The sequence below is a fragment of the Synechococcus sp. A10-1-5-1 genome (assembly GCF_023115425.1).
Classification (GTDB): domain Bacteria; phylum Cyanobacteriota; class Cyanobacteriia; order PCC-6307; family Cyanobiaceae; genus Vulcanococcus.
Map to the genome: position 1 here is coordinate 349,334 of NZ_CP096032.1, position 19,161 is coordinate 368,494.

The following is a 19,161-nucleotide window of genomic DNA, read 5'->3' on the forward strand; positions in this document are numbered from 1 at the left end:
CACCTCCGTCAGTCCTCAGCCCAGGGATCTCCTTCATAGGAGCCGTGATCGGGTGTGGCCGGTGTCGCCGTTCTGGGACGGGGGGCATTGCCCCGCTCGACAACGCGGGCTTCGCGGAGCTGATCCACCCCTTCCTCATAGCGATCGTCGTAGCGGGCGTCATCGCGATCGGGGTAGCGATCGAACTCCCCGTAGCGGGGGGCCGGCTCGAATTCCCGTTCGCTTCGGCCGTAGCGATCAGCGGGCTCGTCCCAGGGCTGGTTGCGGGGTTGAGGCGATTGATCCCAGCGGGGTGGGGCCTCAATCGACCGATCCCAACTCGGACGCGGGGCATCAAATCGGTCCAGGCTCGGGCGATCCCAGCGGTCCTCCTGCCAGCCACCACCGAGACGCGGTTCACTCCAGGGGTCGCGGGAGCGGCCCGGGCGATCCCAGTCATCCCAATCGTCTTCAGCAAAGAGTTCATCCTTGAGCGAGCCCAAGGTGTTTTTGATTCCCTGGATCGGATTGGAGTCCTGCTTGCGCTCGCTGGCCAGACGCCGGTTCAAGCCATAGATGGCCTCTTGCAGCTGACTGACGCTGATGTCGAGTTCGCTGAGATCTCCATCGGCCAACATCTCCTGCACATCGCGCATGGCGATCTCAACGGCTCGTTGCTGGCGCTCGGCGCCGTAGGGACCCAATTCCAGGGCCGCATCCCGCAGCCGACGCTCGGCTTGACCCACCAAGGTTTGGGCGCGGTTGCGTCGATCGATCTCCGCCCGCTTGCGACGGTCCTCGCTGGCCTTTTCTTCGGCCTCCGCAATCAGGGTCTTGATCTCCTCTTCACTGAGGTTGGATCCGCCCTGGATGCTGACGCTCTGCTGCCGACCCGTCGTGCGGTCTGTGGCCGACACCTGGAGGAGTCCGTTGGCGTCAATGTCAAAGGAAACCTGGACTTGGGGGACGCCCCGGGGTGCAGGGGGGATGCCCGAGAGCTTGAAGCGGCCAAGGCTCTTGTTGCCATCGGCCATCTGACGCTCCCCTTGGAGCACGTGAATTTCAACAGAACTTTGGTTGGCTTCAGACGTGCTGAAGAGATCGCTCTTCCGCACCGGTATCGAGGTGTTGCGAGGGATCAGAACCTTCATCACCCCGCCGATGGTCTCCAATCCCAAGGAGAGCGGGGTCACGTCATTGAGCATCAGATCCCGCAGTTCGCCGGTCAGGATTCCGGCTTGGACAGCGGCGCCAATCGAAACGACCTCATCGGGATTGACGGACTGGCAGGGTTCCAGAGGAATCAAGGTGCGAACCATCTGCTGGACCATCGGCATCCGGGTCGAGCCACCCACCAGGACCACATCGTCGATGTCCTCAGCGGCAAATCCGGAGTCGCGCAGAGCCCGTTGCACCGGGCGAAGCAGACGATCGAGCAGGTCCGGACAGAGCCCTTCAAAGGTGCTGCGCTCCAGAGTCGTCTCGATATGGAGCGGTCCGTCCTTGCCCGTGGCGATGAAGGGCAAGGAAATAGGAGTGCTCTGAACACCACTGAGTTCGATCTTGGCCTTCTCGGCCGCCTCAGTCAGGCGCTGCAGGGCCTGACGATCCCGCCGCAGGTCGATCTCATGCTCTTTTTGGAAGGCATCAGCCAACCAATCCACGATTCTGCGATCCCAGTCGTTGCCACCCAGTTGGGTATCACCGCTGGTGGCTTTGACATCAAAAACCCCCTGGGCGATCCGAAGGATCGAGACATCGAACGTGCCACCGCCAAGGTCAAAGACCAGCACGCGCTTCACGGTGCTTCGGTCGAATCCGTAGGCCAGGGCTGCTGCAGTGGGTTCGTTCAGGATCCGTTCCACCGCAATCCCGGCCAGGCGGCCGGCATCACGGGTGGCCTGACGCTGGGCGTCATTGAAGTAAGCCGGAACCGTGATGACCGCGGCCTCCACGGGCTCACCGAGGTAGGTACTGGCGTCATCCACCAGCTTGCGCAACACGCTCGCTACCAGTTCCTCAGGGGCGTACTCCCGCTCCGTAGCTGGACAGACCACGCGCACATTGCCCTGGTCGTTGGCGCGCACGGTGTAGGGAACGGCCAGACTGCCGTCATCGAGCTCATCCCACTGGCGGCCAACAAAACGTTTGAGATTCGCGAAGGTATTCCGCGGGTTCAGGACCAGCTGGCGACGGGCCAGCTGACCGACAAGGAGTTCCTGGTCTTTGCTGAAGCCGACCACTGAAGGGGTCGTGCGACCGCCCTCCGCGCTCGCAATAACCTGCGGCCGACCACCCTCCAGCACCGCAACCACGGAGTTGGTGGTTCCCAGGTCGATTCCAACGATCCGTGCCAACTGCGTTCCTGCGCCCTGGGGCCATCCACGTCGTGCCCCAAAGCTAACGGCAATGGGGCAGAGGGATAGATTCCTAGGAGGTTAAGAACCCCATGGCCAGGAGTCCGCGCCTTGAGCTCTTCGCCTTGCGGCGTCGGTCGGCCACCGAACGGGCTGCTGACCGTGGTTTTCAGCAACTTGCCGTTGCCCTGGCAGGGGCCGTTGGCCTGTTGGTCTTCGCCATCCTGCTGACGGTCTTCACCGGTGCTTGGGAGGCAATCCAGACCTTCGGTCTGTCCTTCATCACCACGTCGGACTGGGATCCGATCAGCGAGCACTACGGCGCCTTCACCGCGATTTACGGCACGTTGGTGAGCTCAGGGGTGGCTCTTCTGATCGCTGTGCCCCTTGGCGTTGGCACGGCAATCTTTCTGACCGAGAACATCATCCCCAAGGGCATCAGGGAAGTGTTGGGCGTGATGGTGGAGCTGCTCGCAGCCATTCCCTCCGTGGTTCTGGGACTGTGGGCCATCGTTGTGATGGAGCCATTTCTGCGCCCCTTCCTGTCGGACCTCCATCGCTATCTGGGCTGGATTCCGCTGTTCTCGACAGAACCTCAGGGCCCCGGGATGGCCCCGGCCTCCTTGATCTTGGTTGTGATGATTTTGCCGATCATCACGGCGATCTCTCGGGACGCTTTGAGACAAGTGCCTGATGGGCTGAGGCAGGCGGCCTATGGGATTGGAACCACCCGCTGGGGGGCCATCCTTCAGGTCATGCTTCCCGCCGCAATCTCTGGAATCACCGGCGGGGTGATGTTGGCGCTGGGTCGTGCCATGGGCGAGACCATGGCCGTCACCATGATCATCGGCAACTCCAACAATTTCAGCTTCAGCCTGCTGGCTCCAGCGAACACGATTTCGTCAATGTTGGCCAACCAATTCGGTGAAGCCGATGGCATCCAGGTCTCAGCACTCATGTACGCGGCACTGGTGCTGATGCTGATGACCCTGCTGGTGAACCTTTTGGCCCAGCAGGTCGTGAAGCGACTGAGCCTGAAGTACTGAGCCATGACCCTTTCGAAGCGCGGCTCCCTCCGCTACCGCAGCAGCCTCTCGAGGAACATCTGGAACCGGGTCTTCACCTCGATCGCTGCCCTGTTCACAGGACTTGCCGTGCTGCCGCTGGTGTTGGTCCTGGTCTATGTGCTGATTAAGGGCGGAGCACTGATCAACTGGCAGCTCCTCACTGAGTTGCCGCCACCGCCTGGCCTCGATGGTGGCGGCATTGGTAACGCCATCGTTGGGACCTTGTTGATCACTGTTCTCGCCAGCTCAATTGCCATTCCTATCGGTGTGGGCGGTGGCATCTATCTGGCGGAGTACTCCCGCTCGGGTGGCTTTGCTCAGTTCGTGCGCTTCGGCACCAACGTGCTCTCGGGTGTGCCGTCGATTATCTGTGGTGTCTTTATTTATGGCCTGATCGTCAGCACCCGAGCGATTGCTGGTCACAGCTACAGCGCGATTGCCGGTGGCATGGCCCTTGCTGTTCTGATGATCCCCACGGTCATCAAGACCACGGATGAAGGCCTCAAGCTGGTGCCCCAGGAGCTGCGTTGGGGGGCCATGGGTGTCGGGGCTTCCAAGGTGGTCACCATTACGTGCGTGACCCTGCCAGCCGCCTTCGCACCGATCGCCACCGGTGTGGTTTTGGGGATTGCTCGGGCGGCGGGTGAGACCGCACCGCTGATCTTTACCGCACTGTTTTCACCGTTCTGGGCTGATGGGGTTCTCAACCCCATCGCCTCAATGTCAGTGCTGATCTACAACTACGCGATCATGCCCTACGAGGCCCAGATCTCCCTGGCCTGGGCGGCGTCCTTTGTCTTGGTGATGATGATCCTGCTGGCCAATCTCTTGGCCCGATGGATCGGCCGCCTCTCCCGCGCCTGATCTCCTCCCTGCGCCCGCTTTCTCAACCAAGCCCGAACGACTCGATCGTGATCTCCTCTCCCCAGGCCAGCTCCTCTTCCAGCAGCAACGGGGTTTGCCTGTCCCTTCAGGACGTCTCGATTAGCTACGGCAGCAAGGAAGCAGTACGGGGCGTCTACATGGATATTCCTCGCGGTCAAGTCACGGCCTTCATCGGCCCCTCGGGTTGCGGCAAGAGCACCGTGCTTCGGGCCTTGAATCGCATGAACGATCTGATCGACGGCTGTTCGATTAAGGGTCGGGTGATCTTTGATGAACAGGATCTGTACGCCCGGCACGTCGACCCGGTCGAAGTCCGCCGACGCATTGGAATGGTGTTTCAGAAACCCAACCCGTTCCCCAAAAGTATTTACGAGAACATTGCCTTTGGCGCTCGGGTCAATGGCTACAAAGGCGACATGGATGAGCTCGTGGAGCGCTCCCTGCGGAAAGCAGCCCTTTGGGATGAAACCAAGGACAAGCTTAAAGAGAGCGGCTATGCCCTCTCCGGCGGTCAACAGCAGCGGCTCTGCATTGCCCGGACCATTGCGATCGAGCCTGAAGTGATCTTGATGGATGAGCCTTGCTCTGCGCTCGATCCAATCTCGACATTAAAAATCGAGGAGATGATGCATGAGCTCAAGAAGAATTACACAATTGTGATCGTCACGCACAACATGCAGCAGGCCGTCCGGGTGAGCGATTACACCGGTTTCTTCAACGTCAGTCAACGCAGCGACCGCGAGAGCAAGGTTGGAACGCTGGTTGAATTTGCTGAAACGGAACAGATTTTCAACGCCCCCAAAGAGCAGGCCACCCAGGACTATGTGACGGGTCGCTTCGGTTAATTCGTCCGGCCAAAAGTTCCCACAAAAAAACCGCTCAAAGAGCGGCTTTTCAAACGGAGAGGGAGGGATTCGAACCCTCGATAGAGTTGCCCCTATACAGCATTTCCAGTGCTGCGCCTTCGACCACTCGGCCACCTCTCCGTGAGGGGCTTTTCGCAGCTCCGCCTCCGAACCTTGAAGGGATCAGTGGGCGTCGCGGCTGCGCGGGGGCAACGACGAGAATGTAGCAGTCACTGCTCCCCCATTGGATTGCTGCTCCATGCACAGTCACCCGATCACGGTTCATTGGCGCCAAGAGAACCGCACGATCCAGTTGAACGTGCCCGAAGGCGAGTACATCCTCAAGAGCTTTGAACAACAGGGGGAGCCCCTGCCCTTCAGCTGCCGCAATGGCTGCTGCACCGCCTGCGCCGTTCGCGTCCTCGATGGAGAGATCGACCAGCGCGAAGCCCTTGGCCTCTCCAAGGAGATCCGAAGCCGCGGCTATGGGCTGCTCTGCGTCGCTCGGGCCACCGGTCCTCTGGAAGTAGAGACCCAGGACGAGGACGAGGTGTATGAGCTGCAGTTCGGCCGCCACTTCGGTCGTGGCAAGGTGCGCGCAGGCCTGCCGTTGGATGAGGAGTAAGCACCGGAATGAACCCACGTCTCACCGACCAGGCCGCCCAGCACTCCGGCTTAAGCCACGCTGATCTGGAGCGGCTCAGTGGCATCGCCCGTCAAGCCGCGACGGCTGGTGCCAGTCAACTCAAGGCCCTGTTCGGGCGACTGGAGCGCATCCGCGAAAAGGGCCGCGCCGGTGACCTCGTCACCGAGGCCGATGTGGCCGCTGAACAGGCCGTCCTGCAGGTCCTGAGCGAGGAGACACCTGAGTTAGGGGTCCTCGCAGAGGAGAGCGGCCGCAAGGAAGGCCAAGGGAGCGACTTGCAGTGGTGTGTCGATCCCCTCGATGGGACGACGAACTATGCGCATGGCTATCCGTTTTTTGGAACCTCCATTGGCTTGACCTGGCGCGGGCAGCCCCTCCTGGGTGCCCTGGCCGTTCCAGCACTCGATCGGCTCTATTGGGCCGCGCCAGGGCTGGGTGCTTGGTGCAACGATGCCGCCATCACTGTCAGCGGCTGCAACAACCTCGGAGATTCCCTCCTGGTGACTGGGTTTGCCTACGACCGGCACAACCGCTTGGACAACAACTACGCCGAATTCGCGTATTTCACCCATCGCACGCGGGGCGTGCGTCGCGGCGGCGCTGCTGCTGTGGACCTTGCATTCGTAGCCCAGGGACTCCTGGACGGCTATTGGGAGCGGGGGCTCTCGCCTTGGGATCTGGCCGCTGGCATGGCCCTGGTGGAGCAGGCCGGTGGCGTGGTCTGTTCCTACGACGGATCCCCGGCGCAGCTCGCGACTGGTCGGTTAATCGCTTGCACACCTGGGCTGGAGCAGGCCTTGATCGAGGGCCTGGGGAACTGCAGGCCGCTGACGGGGGCAAGTTTCGGCGCCCCGGAGCTGGATCAGCCCAGTCCATAGGATCGCCCCACTTCGACCTGGCCTTGCGATGGCTCTTCAACCGGCGGCCGGAACCAGGGATCTGAATCCTCGCGAGGTGGATGGCAACCGTTGGCTGTCGGAGCAACTCGGCCAGGTCTATCGCCTCTGGGGCTACGTCGAAGTCAGTCCTCCCAGCGTCGAACGCCTAGAAACCCTGGAGGCCGGCGGACGGATCAACGACCGCGAATTGGTTCGTCTCGCCAGTGATGACCCCCTGGGTCTGCGCCCAGAGATGACGGCCTCCATTGCCCGGGCCGCCTGCACACGGATGGCGCAACTTCCCCGGCCACTGCGTCTTTGGAGTTGCGGCAGGGTCTTCCGCAGCGTCCAGAGTGATACCGGTCAGCAACGCCTCGAAGAGCAACTGCAGAGCGGTGTCGAACTCTTCGCTCTAGCCAACGGCAGCGCGAGCGTCGCCGATGCCGAGCTCCTGCGCCTGTTGCTGGCCTGCATCGAGAAGGTCGGCATCGGCGCCCAACAGCGCCCGAAGTTGCTGCTGGGCCATCACGGTGTGCTCTCGGCCCTGCTCGACCAAGTCCCAGCTGCGCAGCGCACTGCCGTGCGCAAAGCCCTCGTTAGCTTTGATCCCCTGGCCCTGGCCAGCCTTGAGCTCCCGAACGAGCAACGCCAGTCACTCGAGCAATTGATGCGGTTGCGTGGGGCACCCCAGATGGTGCTGGCGCAACTGCAGACGTTGCTTGGCCCGTCTCGCCTTCTCGACGAACTCGCGGACTGCCTCAAAGTCGTGGCACCGGAAGCAGCTCAGGGGCATGTGGAACTGCAGCTCGACCCCACCTTCCAGCCGCACTTTGATCTCTACGACGGCCTTGTTTTGAAGTTGGTCTGCCAGGGCGTGGACGCACCAGTGGAAATCGCCAGTGGCGGTCGCTACGACGCCCTGGTGGAACGCTTTGGCGGCGAAGCCTCAGGGCTGGGCTTCAGCTTCGATCTAGAAGCCATCCAAACGTTGCTCGGCACCGAGAAGACAGCCCCCCAACGTCCCAACGTGACGTTGGTCAGTTTTAAGGACGCCACTCATCTGCCGGCCGCCCTGGCGGCCCAGTCCGCACAGCACCAACAGGGGCAACCCTGTTTGCTGTTGCATCAGCCCTGCCCCTCAGAGGCGGATGCGAGAACGCAAGCAGAAGCCCGCGGCTGTCGAGAGGTGATCTGGATCGGCTAGAGCAGCGCCTGGACCATGGGGTCCTTAGGATCCCAGCTCCGTTAAGGCACTGCTGATGGCCCACACAATCGTCACCGACGTCTGCGAAGGCGTGGCCGATTGCGTTGATGCCTGCCCCGTGGCCTGCATCAACCCCGGGAGCGGGGCCAATGCCAAAGGAACGGAGTTTTATTGGATCGATTTCGACACCTGCATTGACTGCGGGATCTGCCTGCAGGTTTGCCCAGTGGCAGGAGCGATCATTCCCGAAGAAAAGCCTGAACTCCAGCGGGCCAGCTGAACCCATTGGTCAGGGCTTAAGAATTTCTTTGGTATTGCGCCCGTCGTTGCGCTTGAGTGGAGAAATCTGCGGTGGTTCAGCCGTGTCTTTTCAACCAGGCGCTCTGGTCACACTCAGTCAGAACCCAGACTGTGTCTTGCAGCTGGTCAATTTGGATGAGGCGAGCGGCTCCGCCTGGGTGCGGCCTTGGCCCCTTGTTCAAGCCCATACCTCAACATTCACGGTCAACCTCAGCGACCTGGATCAAGCCAGTTCCGTTGGTTAAGACAGTGTGAGGAGTTGATCCACTCCCTCAAACCCTCCTCAAAGTGGAATTTCCTTCGGGGAGAGAAATATGAATTGGCGAAATTTGAACCAACCCCAGGTCCTGAAGCAGAAGCTCTACCGCCTGATCGATGGACTCTGCGAACCCCATCGCCAACTAGACGCCCTATACCCCAGCTTGGAATCAGCCCTCGACGATGCCATCGGCTGGTTGCAGAACAGCAGCATCAATCCCGTTGAACACCCCGTCGGCGTTGAAGTGGCAACGGCATCCGGGGACTGGCGCACGCTGCGGTCGCCGGAACCCCTGTTTTGCACTTGGAGAAGCCAAGCCGCGCGTTAGGGGACGAGCAGCGTCAGCAATGGGAACACGGTGGCGAAAAGGGTGAGCAGGACAAAGCCAGGGGAGTACCACTGCCCCTACTGCGCTCCTCGGCCGACCCGGGCCATCCAAGGTTCCAGCGGAGCTCCCCACTGCGGTTACTGCGGTGATCCTCTGATTCAGCAGCCCTATGTCAGGGGCAGTCAGCTCGCGGCGGTTCTAGTGATCAGTGGCTTCGTCGTACCACTGATCACCTTGCTCTGGATCGCAGTGCAGCCCAGCCCTCCGCGGCGTCCTCAGCCCTCTGAGCGGGTGGCCAGGATTTGGGTCGCTGACACCCAAGCTCCAGAAGCGTCGTAGCGACGAATCAAGCGCTGCATCCTGCCTGGAGACGGCATCCAGCCCGCCTCCATCTGGAAGGCAGCACGGTGGTTGACCCGCACAGGCCGCAGGTTGAAACCTCCATCCGGCAAAAGCTGAAGACATTGCTCTTGGGCACCGATAGTGCGGCCAAAGCACGTGCTCTCTAGTGCTCCCCTGAGCTCAGAAACCTGGTTGCCGATCTGCGTCAACCAGGAAAACCCCTGTTCGCCGTCCCTACAGATCTGAAAGGAGGCCTGCTCAATGGTGGGTTCAAGCCATTCCGCATTAATGGTGGAGGCCTCACCGCTCCATTGACCGCTCAGCCGATCGAGGCTGGCGGGAGGTTGCTCTTCTCCAGCTCCCCCATTGCGGAATTCGCGGATCAAGACCAGCTTGCTAAAGGTCCCGTCCGTGCCGTGCAGTTGCACCATGCGGTGGCGCCGGTCCTGATCAACAAAGCCGAATTCGCCACCGAACTCAGCGCAAGGAGAAACCTGCATTGACCCCTTGCAGAAGGTCCCATTGGCAAAAAACACAACTTGCTTACCGAGGTTGCGGTAGTCCTGCGCCATCTCATGGATGGGCTCACCGTCGAGACCTTCTGGCCCGTAACGACGCAGCCTGAAGTGGACCAGACGCTCGCTGTCCCCGGCCTCCAGGCTCAAGATCGAGGGGGTGGTGTCGGCGATGGAGCCATCGGGGGCGAAGCCACAAAAGCTGCCGCGCCACTCACCAAGGTTGAGCAGAAAGTTGGCCCACTGGCTGGCCATGGAATCGCCTGAGGTTGGGCTGCGGAAACTAAGGCTTGTGCTCTGGCGCTGCGAGGGGTGGAGCTTCTGGGGGTCGGTTTCCTGCCCACCGTTCCCCCTTGGCGTGAGCCCCTGGCTAGAGGGATTCTGGACAACACGTTGTGATCAGAGCCGTGGTGCTTCAGGCGGAACAGGGTCAAATTCAGATCCACACCGAGAACATCTTTCCGATCATCAAAAAGGCCGTCTACAGCGGCCACGAAGTGTTCCTCCGGGAGCTTGTGAGCAATGGCGTCGATGCCATCAGCAAGCGCCGTATGGCCTCGATGGCTGGTGATTGCAGTGAAGGGCCCGAGGGGACGATCAGCATCCGGATCGACCGCGAAGCCAAGACGCTCACCATTTCCGATAACGGGATCGGCATGACCGCCGATGAGGTGAAGCGCTACATCAACCAAGTCGCCTTCTCCAGCGCCGAGGACTTCCTCGAGAAATACAAGCAAGAGTCCGACGCCATCATTGGCCACTTCGGCCTGGGCTTTTACTCCAGCTTCATGGTCGCCAAACAGGTGGAGCTGGTGACACGCTCCGCTCGCGGCGATGCCGAGGCCGTTCGTTGGAGCTGTGATGGCTCCCCCAACTTCAGCCTGGAGGCCGCCGAACGCTCGGAGCCCGGCACCGACGTCATCCTCCATCTGATGGAGGAAGAGGAGGAATACATCGAGCCGGCACGAATCCGGACCCTGATCACCACCTACTGCGACTTCATGCCGGTGGAGGTCCAGCTGGAAGGCGAGACCGTCAACAAACGGGAAGCCCCCTGGCGCAAGAGCCCCCGCGAGCTCAGCGATGAGGACTACATCGAGCTTTACCGCTACCTCTATCCATTCCAGGGTGACCCACTGCTCTGGGTTCACCTCAACACCGACTACCCCTACAACCTGCAGGGAATCCTCTATTTCCCGAAATCCACGGGCCGTGCGGACTGGGAGAAGGGTGAAATCAAGCTCTATTGCAACCAGGTGTTCGTCAGCGACTCGATCAAGGAGGTTGTGCCCCGCTACCTGCTGCCCCTGCGGGGCGTGATCGACTCACCCGATATTCCGCTGAACGTCAGCCGCTCAGCCCTGCAGACGGATCGACGGGTCCGCTCCATAGGCAACTTCGTCGCCAAGAAGGTTGGTGACCGGCTGAAGGAACTTCACAGAGACGAACCCAAGCGCTACGCCGAGATCTGGGAATCGCTGGCTCCCTTCATCAAGATCGGCGCCATGGAAGACGAGAAGTTCGCCGACCAGGTGGCCGAGCTGGTGCTGTTTGGCACCACAGCTGCAGCGGCCGAGGGAGACAACGCTGATCCGGTCGCTGCTGAAGCAGGCAAGGCTTTCACCACCCTGGGCGGCTATCGCTCACGCCTTGGCAGCGACAACGACAAGCGAATCCTCTACTGCACCGACGAGGCAGGCCAGGCCGGGGCTCTCGCCCTGTGGAAAAGCCAGGGTGCAGAGGTGCTCTTGGCTGACACCTTTATTGATACCCAATTCATTCCCTGGCTGGAGTACCGCCATGAGGAGCTGAAGTTCCAACGGGTCGATAGCGAACTGGACGATTCGCTCCAGGAGAAAGAAAGCGAAATCAGCGACGCGGAGGGCAAAGACAGCTCAGAGAAGCTGCGGGATCTCTTTAAGGCAGCCCTCTCTAACGACAAGGTCACCATCCAGGTTCAAGCCCTCAAAGGCGACAACGCTCCGGCCGCATTGATTCTGCTTCCAGAGCAAATGCGCCGAATGAACGATATGGGGGCCTTGATGGAACAGCGGCTACCCGGTCTGCCTGATCACCACGTGTTGCTGGTCAATCGCAAGCACCGTTTGGTCGAAGGGTTGATCAAGCTCTCGGCAGGATCGGTGATCACAGGCGCAGGTTCCAGCCCGAGCCAAGAGCTGGCGGACAACCTCAGCCGCCATCTCTATGAGATGGCTCGCTTGGCCGTGGGTGGTCTGGAGCCCAACGAATTGGCAGGTTTCCAGCAACGCAGTTGTGACCTGATGGGCCAGCTGATGGAACGCGGTCTCTAAAGCCACGGTTCAGGGGCCCTGGGTTTGACATCCCCAGGGCTCTGGGGGATGGTGGAGATTGCCTGTCTGGGTTGGCTAATCCCATCCCGAGGGAGACCTCCCTCGCGCAGCCCAGGGCCGATCTTGCTGGCCTTCACCGGTATGCACGGCCTTAGGGACAGGCGTTCCCTGCCGATTCCGTGTGCCTAGCTCTTTCGTCCTGGTCTATCACCGCTCTCCATTTGACGAGGTCATCGGCGAGGACGGCACCAGGCAGTGGCAAGACCAGAAGAGCCCAAACGGCATCATTCCGACGCTGCGAAACCTGTTTCGCTCCCATCCATCCGGCACCTGGATTGCCTGGCGTGAGAACGAGGATCCCGCTGCTGAAGACGAAACCTTGACAATTGATGAGCCGATCCAAATCCGTTTGAGACGGATTCCGCTTCGCCAGGAGCAGATCGGCAGTTTCTATCACGTCACTTCAAAGGAATCGATCTGGCCAATCCTTCACAGCTTCCCTAGTTTTTTTGAGGTCAATAACGCCGACTGGCAGACCTTCAGTGAAGTCAACCAGCGGTTCGCCGAAGCGGCCTGCAACGAAGCGGCTCCAGGGGCGTCCATCTGGATTCACGACTACAACCTCTGGTTGGCACCGGGCTTTATTCGGGCCCTACGACCGGATGTCAAGATCAGCTTTTTTCACCACACCCCTTTCCCAAGCAGCGATGTCTTCAGCATCCTGCCGTGGAGGGAAGAGATCATCGAGAGTCTTCTTTGCTGCGATGCGGTGGGTTTTCACATTCCCCGCTACGCCGAGAATTTCGCCCGGGCGGCCTCCAGCTTGTTGCCGGTCAAGAAGGGCCCCAAATCGGAGATTGCCGATCACTTCATGCCCTGTGGCAGCGCCTTGGCCCAGCCCGACGCCACGCCATGGCTTGAGCACAACGGCCATCGCGTCAAGCTCGTCTCGACGCCGGTCGGCACCAGTCCAGATGTGATTCGCGAGCTCAGGGATTCCAAGCCCGTCCAGGAGCTAATCCAAGAGATTGAGACCAACACCAAGCGCGGCCGGACCTTGATCCTCTCCGCTAGCCGAGTGGATTACACCAAAGGCAACGAAGAACTGCTTCGAGCCTATGAGCGACTGCTGGAGCGCAATGAGGCGATCCACGGCCAGGTGGTGTTGGTCCTGGCCTGTGTAGCCGCCAACACCGGAATGAAGGTCTACGAAGACACGCAGCGCGGGATTGAGGAAACCGTTGGCCGGATCAATGGCCGCTTCAGCAAGATCGATTGGGTCCCCATTCGTCTCACAACGCAACGTATTCCCTACGAGGAGATGGTGGCCTGGTTTGCTGCTTCGGACATCTGTTGGATCACGCCGTTGCGGGATGGCCTGAACCTGGTAGCCAAGGAATATGCGGCGGCCCGCAAGGGAAGAGGCGGAACGTTGGTGCTCTCGGAATTCACCGGTGCCTCCGTAGTGATGAAGGGAGCCGTTCTCACCAATCCCTACTCCCACAGGCGCATGGATGAGGCGATCGACAAGGCCCTAGGCCTCTCGCTTCAGGATCAGGAGCAACGAATGGCATCGATGGCGGCTTCGGTGGATCAACTCAGCGTTGATCATTGGGTCAAAGAACAACTGGAGGCGATTGAATCGCAGTGATGAACCAGCGCCGTTGGCTGCTGGGTTTGGCCTGCGTGCTGGGCAGCCTGGTGCTGGTGCTGGGGCTTTGGGCCAAACCAGCACGGGAGCCCGTTTCGATCCTGATGCCGGCTCCATTTGCCGATGCCACGGCTGAACTCGTTGAGGAGTTCAATCGCGAGCACCCAGAGATTGCCCTCACGGTGACCCGTGGACCTCTAGAGACAGAAGCAGTCTCAGACCTGGCGATCAGCAGCCTCTTGCTGGGCAACAGTCCCTACGACGTCCTGCTGATGGACGTCACCTGGACACCGAAATATGCCAGGGCTGGCTGGCTTGAGCCCTTGGAAGCCTGGCTCGGAGCCGACGCCCTGGTCGATCTCGCCCCTGGAGCCGAACTGGGCAACAGCTTTGACGGCCACCTCTGGCGCTTCCCCCTCGTGGCCGACATGGGCCTGCTGTTCTGGCGCACCGACCTGATGGACAGCCCCCCCAGGACACCCGCCGAACTCGAAGCCATCAGCCGGTCTCTTCAAGAAAAGGGGCAAGTCCGCTGGGGCTACGTCTGGCAAGGCCGTCAATACGAGGGGTTGAGCTGCACCTATCTGGAGGTTCTACGGGGCTTCGGCGGTCGCTGGCTCCGCGATGGCTCACCGGACCTCAACAGTGAAGCCGCGATTAAGGCCAGCCAATGGCTACGCCAACTCGTCGATCAGGGCATTACGCCTCCTTCCGTAGCCAACATGGCCGAACCGCAAGCGCTTCAGGTCTTTGAAAGTGGTGATGCCGCTTTGATGCGGAACTGGCCCTACGCCTGGGCCGAACTCAACAAGGAGGGTTCTGCGCTGGCTGGGAAAGTCGGAATCACAACCATGGTCAGCCTCCCGAATGAACCCCATGTCGCAACCCAGGGCAGCTGGGGGTTCTCCGTCCTTTCAAGCTCCAAACACAAGCAAGCCGCCATCGAGGCACTGCAGTTTTTGACCAGCACCGCCGCCCAAAAACAACTCAACTTGAACTGGGGCTACACACCAACGCGCCTGAGTGTCTTCAACGACCCAGAACTGGTCCGCGCCAATCCGATCCTGCCGGAATTGCAATCAGCACTGGCCGATGCCGTACTCAGACCGCTGACACCGATCTATGCCCAACTCAGTGACCTGCTCTACCGCGAGGTGAACACCGTGATCACCGGTGAGATCGCAGCGGCGCCGGCCATGGACAACCTTCAGCGCAACAGCCTTCAGCTGGAACGTTCCACACGAGGAGTGCAGTAAATGATCCGCTGGCGCCAACAGTTCTGGCTCCTGCTGCCGGCCCTGGGATTGCTCAGCCTGATCTTCCTGGTGCCCATTGGTCACTACCTCTGGTTAAGCACCCAGACCCAGACGGTGCTGACAGAACTTCAACCCATTCCTGCGGGGACCGCCCAATGGGTCCGGCTCTGGAACGACAGCCGCTTCTGGCAGGACGCCTGGCAAACCCTTCGCTTTGCTGGTCTCTCGGTGAGCACAGAAATGGTCCTAGGGCTGGCGATCGCCTTGCTCCTGAACCAGCCGTTGCGAGGCAAGAGCAGCTTGCGAATGATCAGCCTCTTGCCCTGGGCTCTGCCAACAACGGTGATGGCCTTGGGCTGGCGCTGGATCTTCAATGATCCATACGGCCCGATTAATCAAGCTCTGCACTGGGTAGGAATGGAACCCGTGGCCTTTCTGGCCAACCCATCAATCACCTGGATCGCCACGGTTTGGGCCGATACCTGGAAAACGACCCCGTTTGTGGCCTTACTTCTGCTGGCGGGCCTGCAGAACATTCCCCGCGATCTCTACGAGGCTGCGCAGTTGGAGGGGGCATCGGCCTGGCAATCCCTCTGGAGGATCACGGTGCCTCTGCTGACGCCCTATCTACTCATTGCACTCGTTTTTCGCCTCGCCCAAGCGCTGGGAGTGTTCGACTTGGTGCAAGTGCTGACGGGAGGAGGTCCAGCGGGCAGCACGGAAAGTCTGGCGCTCTACGCCTACCTGAATGCGATGCGTTTCTTGGACTTTGGCTACAGCGCCACCGTCATGCTCGGCGCCTTCGCCGGACTCTTGGTGCTCTGCGCAGGACTCGCGGGGCTCTGGTGGTTCAGCAGCGGGCGCGAGGCCATGACAGGAGGTGACCTTTAGTGGCACGCCTGGCCCTCTTGATCTGGAGCCTGGGCCCGATGCTCTGGCAGCTCTACACCTCCTTTCGGCCGACCGCGGCCCTGACTGGCTCAGGCAGTGGAGGCTGGACCCTCGATCACTACAGGCAGCTCCTCAACGGTGAACCACCGTTTTTGACCTATCTCCTCAACAGTGGGATCGTCGGGTTGAGCAGCACACTCTTGACGCTCCTTCTGGCGATCCCCTGCGCTTACGCCCTCAGCCGTATGCAGGCCCATCGTGCTCGCAACATCAGCGTCCTGGTGGCTGCTGCAGCGGCATTCCCAGCCGTGTTGCTGTTCTTGGCGCTTCTGGAGGTGGCCCGCGACTTCCATCTGTCGAACAATCTCCTGGCCCTCAGCCTTCCCTATGCCGGGCTGTGCTTGCCCTTGGCGATCCTGCTGCTGCAGGCAGCCTTCCGCGATATCCCCGTAGATCTGGAAGAGGCCGCCCTGATTGAGGGCATGAACCTCTGGCAACGCCTGCGCTGGGTGCTCCTTCCACTAATGGCCCCAGCCATCTCCAGTGCAGCACTGCTGATCTTCATCTTCTGCTGGAACGAATATCCGATCGCTCTGACCTGGTTGAGTCGGGCCGACCTACTCACCCTGGCCCCAGCCATTGCCCGCATTGCCGGCTCCTCGATCTTCTCTGTTCCCTATGGAGCCTTTGCCGCCGCCACCGTGCTGGGCAGTGTGCCGTTGGTGCTGATCATGTTGCTATTTCAACGTCAGATCATCAGCGGCCTCACCCAAGGGGCCATTAAGGGATAGCCCTGAACCAAAGCTCGACCACGTTCTCTTCGCCCATTGATGACCTCCTCCAGCCCTGCTCGCTCTGGTCTTGTTCTGAGCCAGCTTTGCCGCCGGGTGGGGCAGCAGACCCTGCTGCAGAACCTCAGCCTCGAGGTCGCCCCCGGCGAAGTTCTGGCATTGCTGGGGCCGAGTGGTTGTGGCAAGAGCACCACCCTGCGCTTAATCGCAGGCCTGGATCCCGTGAGTGGCGGAGACATTGAACTGGCTGGAGTGACCATCACACCGCTACCGCCTGCCCAAAGGAATGTGGCGATGGTCTTCCAGAGCTACGCCCTCTACCCCCATCTGAGCGTCGCCAAGAACCTCAGCCTGGGGCTCGAACTCAGGCGAGTCCCCAGACCAGAGATCGAGGGAGAATTACAACGGGTCCTGGCCCTACTTCAGCTTGAAAGCTGCAGGGACCGCAAGCCCGCAGAGCTCTCGGGGGGGCAACGGCAGCGGGTCGCCTTGGCTCGAGCACTCTTGCGTAAACCCGCCTTGTTTTTGCTCGATGAGCCCATGAGCAACCTAGATGCTCAGCTCAGAGAGGACCTCCGAGGCGAATTGCGCGGTCTTCTGCGCAGCACCGGTGCACCGGTGGTCTACGTGACCCATGACCAACACGAGGCCATGGGGCTAGCGGACCGTATCGCCGTCTTGAAGGCAGGGGAGCTGCAACAGGTCGGCAGCCCCGCAGAGCTCTACCGAAACCCACAGAACCAATTCGTCGCTAGTTTCCTTGGAAGTCCTTCGATCAACCTTTTACCGCTCAATCCTGGTGAATTGGTTGGCCTGAGGCCTGAGCATCTTGAGGTCGCCGATGCTTCAACCCCCCTCAGCAGCACGTACGCAGCAGTGGATGCCCATCGCGAGCACTTGGAGTGGCTTGGGGATCGCGTCATCAGCCACTGGAGAGTGCGGGATACCAGGGTGAAGGTTCTCTCCGATGCCCAAAGCAGCAGCGCAGAACTGGCACAAGAAAGCAACCGCCGGCTCCAATTGCGCTGGAGACGGGAGGATGAGCTCCATTTCGAGCAATCCAGCGGTCGGCGACTCCGCTAAGGAGCGCCTTAATCCCAGACCGTTTCGATCACGTTCATCGCCTGTAGGTAGGCCGGAATGTCATCGCTCGTCGCGGACTCGTCGTCGACAAAGCTGTCACCACTACCCGATCGACGCGCCAGGTCAGCAACGACCGCACTCACCACCAGATCAACCGCTGCGGGATTGTCGAGGTTTTGCAGCGCTTCGGCATAGCGCCGGCTGTGGGTCGGGCGGACAGACTCCTGGCAGTAGTTGCTGAGCTCACGGCTCTCCGTCATCACAGAGAAGGCGGATTGCTTGGAGTTTTGACGGCCAAAGATGGCCATATAGAGCAAGTTGATCAGTGAGGCGTCATGCAGGGGAATGCCGTACTGACGAACGATCTGAGGCCAGTAGCGCAAAGAACGCAGGCCCTCGAGGCCCCCCTTCGATAAACCTGCCTCATCGCACCAGGCCTCGAACTCTTCGACATTCGCCGGACAGCGGCCGCACTCGCGCATGCGAGTGGCCAGCACAGCACCCGCTTGGAAATTCCGGGTCGGACTGCCGGCGGTTGGCAGCATCATGCTGCCGCGCACATCGGCAACCATGGCCGTCAATTGCGAAAAGGTGTGGTCACGGACCTTCTCCATGTCGCCATCCCTGACCAGGGCAGCCTCGATTCGCTGGACCCCATAGCCCAGTTCAGTCAATGCAATCGGCTGACGGTGATAGAGGCGTTGGCGATCGGTGCGAGCCATTGACACGGTTGCCGCCTGGTCCAGGCACTGCTCGAGCAGCAGGGTCAACAATGTGGGCAGAACCCCAGGGTTATCCCTGTGAAAGGTGTAGCCAAATCCCGCAAAAATCGAGGCCATGTTTTTGGCGGCCTTGATGTATTGCCCTTCAATGTTGTGCACCCCAGCGGAGACCTGGAGGTTGGGGGAGAGGCGATCCAGCAGACGCGCACCCAGGAGTGCCGTCAGGGCATTGGGATGACAGAAATTCGCCGTGAAACTATCAAGCGGATTGCGCAGGGCTCCATGCCGGTGAAACCCCGTGAAAAAGCCCAAGTTCGGGGCTTTTTGGCACAACACATAGGCCTCATTCGAGATCGGATCGTGGGTGAAAGAACCGGCCAGACAAGCCAAGACGACGTGCTCACGACCCAGCTCCTCCCGCAGTCGCAGAGCCTCTTGAAGGTCTTCCTCGATGTGGTTGCTGTTGGCGCTGAGCACCACCAACTCGCAGTGCTGAATCAAATGACCAAGGTCATTTGGAATCTGGTGACCCGCCTGGGCATGGGTACCCATGCGCTCCATGGTGGCGCGATGCTCCGGGTCCATCCCTGAGAGCTCCTCGGCCTTGAACGCCCCAAGGATCTGACGACCAGCACGAGGAGCCAAGAGCAACCGAGACCCATCGGTTTGCATCGCGCAGTTGTACGCCAACGAGGCTGGATACAGCCCAACGCTGTAGAAGCCCACCTTTCCCTCTTCCAGCGCGATCAGGCGCCTTCGGATCCGTTCAGGGTCAAGGTTGGATTCGAAAAAACCGTTCTGCAAGATCACAACTTGGCCTCCACCCATCCTGACGGCCCAGGCGGACCCA

General features: G+C 60.6%; 17 protein-coding genes and 1 tRNA gene. 14 read left to right on the forward strand and 4 right to left on the reverse strand.

What is annotated here, in order from left to right; genetic code table 11:
• Nucleotides 1-8: 8 nt before the first annotated feature.
• Nucleotides 9-2,336 carry a molecular chaperone DnaK gene (gene dnaK / locus MY494_RS01790; protein ID WP_247911029.1) on the reverse strand — a complete coding sequence of 776 codons (2,328 nt, stop codon included), beginning with the start codon at nt 2,334-2,336 and terminating at the stop codon, nt 9-11.
• 92 nt (nt 2,337-2,428) lie between these two features.
• Here dnaK and pstC point away from each other — a divergent pair, with 92 nt between their 5' ends.
• From pstC to pstB, 3 genes are read left to right on the forward strand one after another with little or no spacing between them, the layout of a single operon-like run.
• A complete protein-coding gene (pstC, locus tag MY494_RS01795) occupies nt 2,429-3,382 on the forward strand; it encodes a phosphate ABC transporter permease subunit PstC (RefSeq protein ID WP_247911030.1) in 954 nt (317 codons plus the stop codon).
• Between the two features lie 3 nt (nt 3,383-3,385).
• Nucleotides 3,386-4,267, forward strand: coding sequence for a phosphate ABC transporter permease PstA (gene pstA / locus MY494_RS01800; RefSeq protein ID WP_247911031.1), 882 nt, complete (start codon nt 3,386-3,388; stop codon nt 4,265-4,267).
• A gap of 47 nt (nt 4,268-4,314) precedes the next feature.
• A complete protein-coding gene (pstB, locus tag MY494_RS01805) occupies nt 4,315-5,133 on the forward strand; it encodes a phosphate ABC transporter ATP-binding protein PstB (protein WP_247911917.1) in 819 nt (272 codons plus the stop codon).
• Nucleotides 5,134-5,187: 54 nt separating this feature from the next.
• On the opposite strand, the gene MY494_RS01810 is transcribed toward pstB, so the two are convergent.
• Nucleotides 5,188-5,274 (reverse strand) — tRNA-Ser (locus tag MY494_RS01810).
• 118 nt (nt 5,275-5,392) lie between these two features.
• Between MY494_RS01810 and MY494_RS01815 the strand changes: the two genes are divergently transcribed.
• The 5 genes from MY494_RS01815 (at nt 5,393) to MY494_RS01835 (ending at nt 8,748) form a co-directional block, all read left to right on the forward strand.
• Entirely contained in the window at nt 5,393-5,758 is a 366-nt protein-coding gene (locus tag MY494_RS01815) for a 2Fe-2S iron-sulfur cluster-binding protein (protein WP_247911032.1), read from the forward strand.
• Nucleotides 5,759-5,766: 8 nt separating this feature from the next.
• Nucleotides 5,767-6,657: an inositol monophosphatase family protein gene (locus tag MY494_RS01820; protein ID WP_247911033.1), complete on the forward strand. Its 891-nt coding sequence runs from the start codon at nt 5,767-5,769 to the stop codon at nt 6,655-6,657.
• A 28-nt stretch (nt 6,658-6,685) separates the two neighbouring features.
• Nucleotides 6,686-7,861 (forward strand): ATP phosphoribosyltransferase regulatory subunit, encoded by a 1,176-nt coding sequence (locus MY494_RS01825; protein ID WP_247911034.1) that lies wholly within the window; start codon nt 6,686-6,688, stop codon nt 7,859-7,861.
• A gap of 55 nt (nt 7,862-7,916) precedes the next feature.
• Complete coding sequence (locus tag MY494_RS01830) at nt 7,917-8,141, forward strand: ferredoxin family protein (protein ID WP_247911035.1); 225 nt, start codon at nt 7,917-7,919, stop codon at nt 8,139-8,141.
• Nucleotides 8,142-8,490: 349 nt separating this feature from the next.
• Nucleotides 8,491-8,748, forward strand: coding sequence for a hypothetical protein (locus tag MY494_RS01835; protein WP_371820648.1), 258 nt, complete (start codon nt 8,491-8,493; stop codon nt 8,746-8,748).
• Nucleotides 8,749-9,023: 275 nt separating this feature from the next.
• Here the strand turns inward: MY494_RS01835 and MY494_RS01840 are convergent, their stop codons facing one another.
• The gene (locus MY494_RS01840; protein WP_247911037.1) at nt 9,024-9,860 is read right to left on the reverse strand and encodes a DUF3598 family protein; all 837 of its coding nucleotides are present in this window, start codon (nt 9,858-9,860) and stop codon (nt 9,024-9,026) included.
• A 155-nt stretch (nt 9,861-10,015) separates the two neighbouring features.
• Between MY494_RS01840 and htpG the strand changes: the two genes are divergently transcribed.
• From htpG to MY494_RS01870, 6 genes are all read left to right on the forward strand, one after another.
• Entirely contained in the window at nt 10,016-11,917 is a 1,902-nt protein-coding gene (gene htpG / locus MY494_RS01845; RefSeq protein WP_371820649.1) for a molecular chaperone HtpG, read from the forward strand.
• Nucleotides 11,918-12,098: 181 nt separating this feature from the next.
• Complete coding sequence (ggpS, locus tag MY494_RS01850; protein ID WP_247911039.1) at nt 12,099-13,568, forward strand: glucosylglycerol-phosphate synthase; 1,470 nt, start codon at nt 12,099-12,101, stop codon at nt 13,566-13,568.
• Entirely contained in the window at nt 13,568-14,824 is a 1,257-nt protein-coding gene (locus tag MY494_RS01855) for an ABC transporter substrate-binding protein (protein WP_247911040.1), read from the forward strand. Before ggpS ends, MY494_RS01855 begins: the two co-directional genes overlap by 1 nt.
• On the forward strand, nt 14,825-15,715 hold the full coding sequence (locus tag MY494_RS01860; RefSeq protein WP_247911041.1) for a carbohydrate ABC transporter permease: 891 nt from the start codon (nt 14,825-14,827) through the stop codon (nt 15,713-15,715).
• The gene (locus MY494_RS01865) at nt 15,715-16,506 is read left to right on the forward strand and encodes a carbohydrate ABC transporter permease (protein WP_247911042.1); all 792 of its coding nucleotides are present in this window, start codon (nt 15,715-15,717) and stop codon (nt 16,504-16,506) included. The genes MY494_RS01860 and MY494_RS01865 overlap by 1 nt, the downstream gene beginning before the upstream one ends.
• A gap of 39 nt (nt 16,507-16,545) precedes the next feature.
• Entirely contained in the window at nt 16,546-17,589 is a 1,044-nt protein-coding gene (locus MY494_RS01870; protein WP_247911043.1) for an ABC transporter ATP-binding protein, read from the forward strand.
• An 8-nt stretch (nt 17,590-17,597) separates the two neighbouring features.
• Here MY494_RS01870 and MY494_RS01875 read toward each other — a convergent pair whose 3' ends face one another.
• Nucleotides 17,598-19,139, reverse strand: coding sequence for a hypothetical protein (locus MY494_RS01875; protein ID WP_247911044.1), 1,542 nt, complete (start codon nt 19,137-19,139; stop codon nt 17,598-17,600).
• Nucleotides 19,140-19,161 lie beyond the last annotated feature (22 nt).

Coding starts and splice junctions, on each gene's coding strand:
- MY494_RS01840 (WP_247911037.1), bottom strand. CDS start 9,860: ATGGCCAGCCAGTGGGCCAACTTTCTGCTCAACCTTGGTGAGTGGCGC.
- MY494_RS01860 (WP_247911041.1), top strand. CDS start 14,825: ATGATCCGCTGGCGCCAACAGTTCTGGCTCCTGCTGCCGGCCCTGGGA.
- MY494_RS01815 (WP_247911032.1), top strand. CDS start 5,393: ATGCACAGTCACCCGATCACGGTTCATTGGCGCCAAGAGAACCGCACG.
- MY494_RS01875 (WP_247911044.1), bottom strand. CDS start 19,139: ATGGGTGGAGGCCAAGTTGTGATCTTGCAGAACGGTTTTTTCGAATCC.
- MY494_RS01855 (WP_247911040.1), top strand. CDS start 13,568: ATGAACCAGCGCCGTTGGCTGCTGGGTTTGGCCTGCGTGCTGGGCAGC.
- MY494_RS01820 (WP_247911033.1), top strand. CDS start 5,767: ATGAACCCACGTCTCACCGACCAGGCCGCCCAGCACTCCGGCTTAAGC.
- MY494_RS01870 (WP_247911043.1), top strand. CDS start 16,546: ATGACCTCCTCCAGCCCTGCTCGCTCTGGTCTTGTTCTGAGCCAGCTT.
- pstC (WP_247911030.1), top strand. CDS start 2,429: ATGGCCAGGAGTCCGCGCCTTGAGCTCTTCGCCTTGCGGCGTCGGTCG.
- MY494_RS01830 (WP_247911035.1), top strand. CDS start 7,917: ATGGCCCACACAATCGTCACCGACGTCTGCGAAGGCGTGGCCGATTGC.
- pstA (WP_247911031.1), top strand. CDS start 3,386: ATGACCCTTTCGAAGCGCGGCTCCCTCCGCTACCGCAGCAGCCTCTCG.
- MY494_RS01825 (WP_247911034.1), top strand. CDS start 6,686: ATGGCTCTTCAACCGGCGGCCGGAACCAGGGATCTGAATCCTCGCGAG.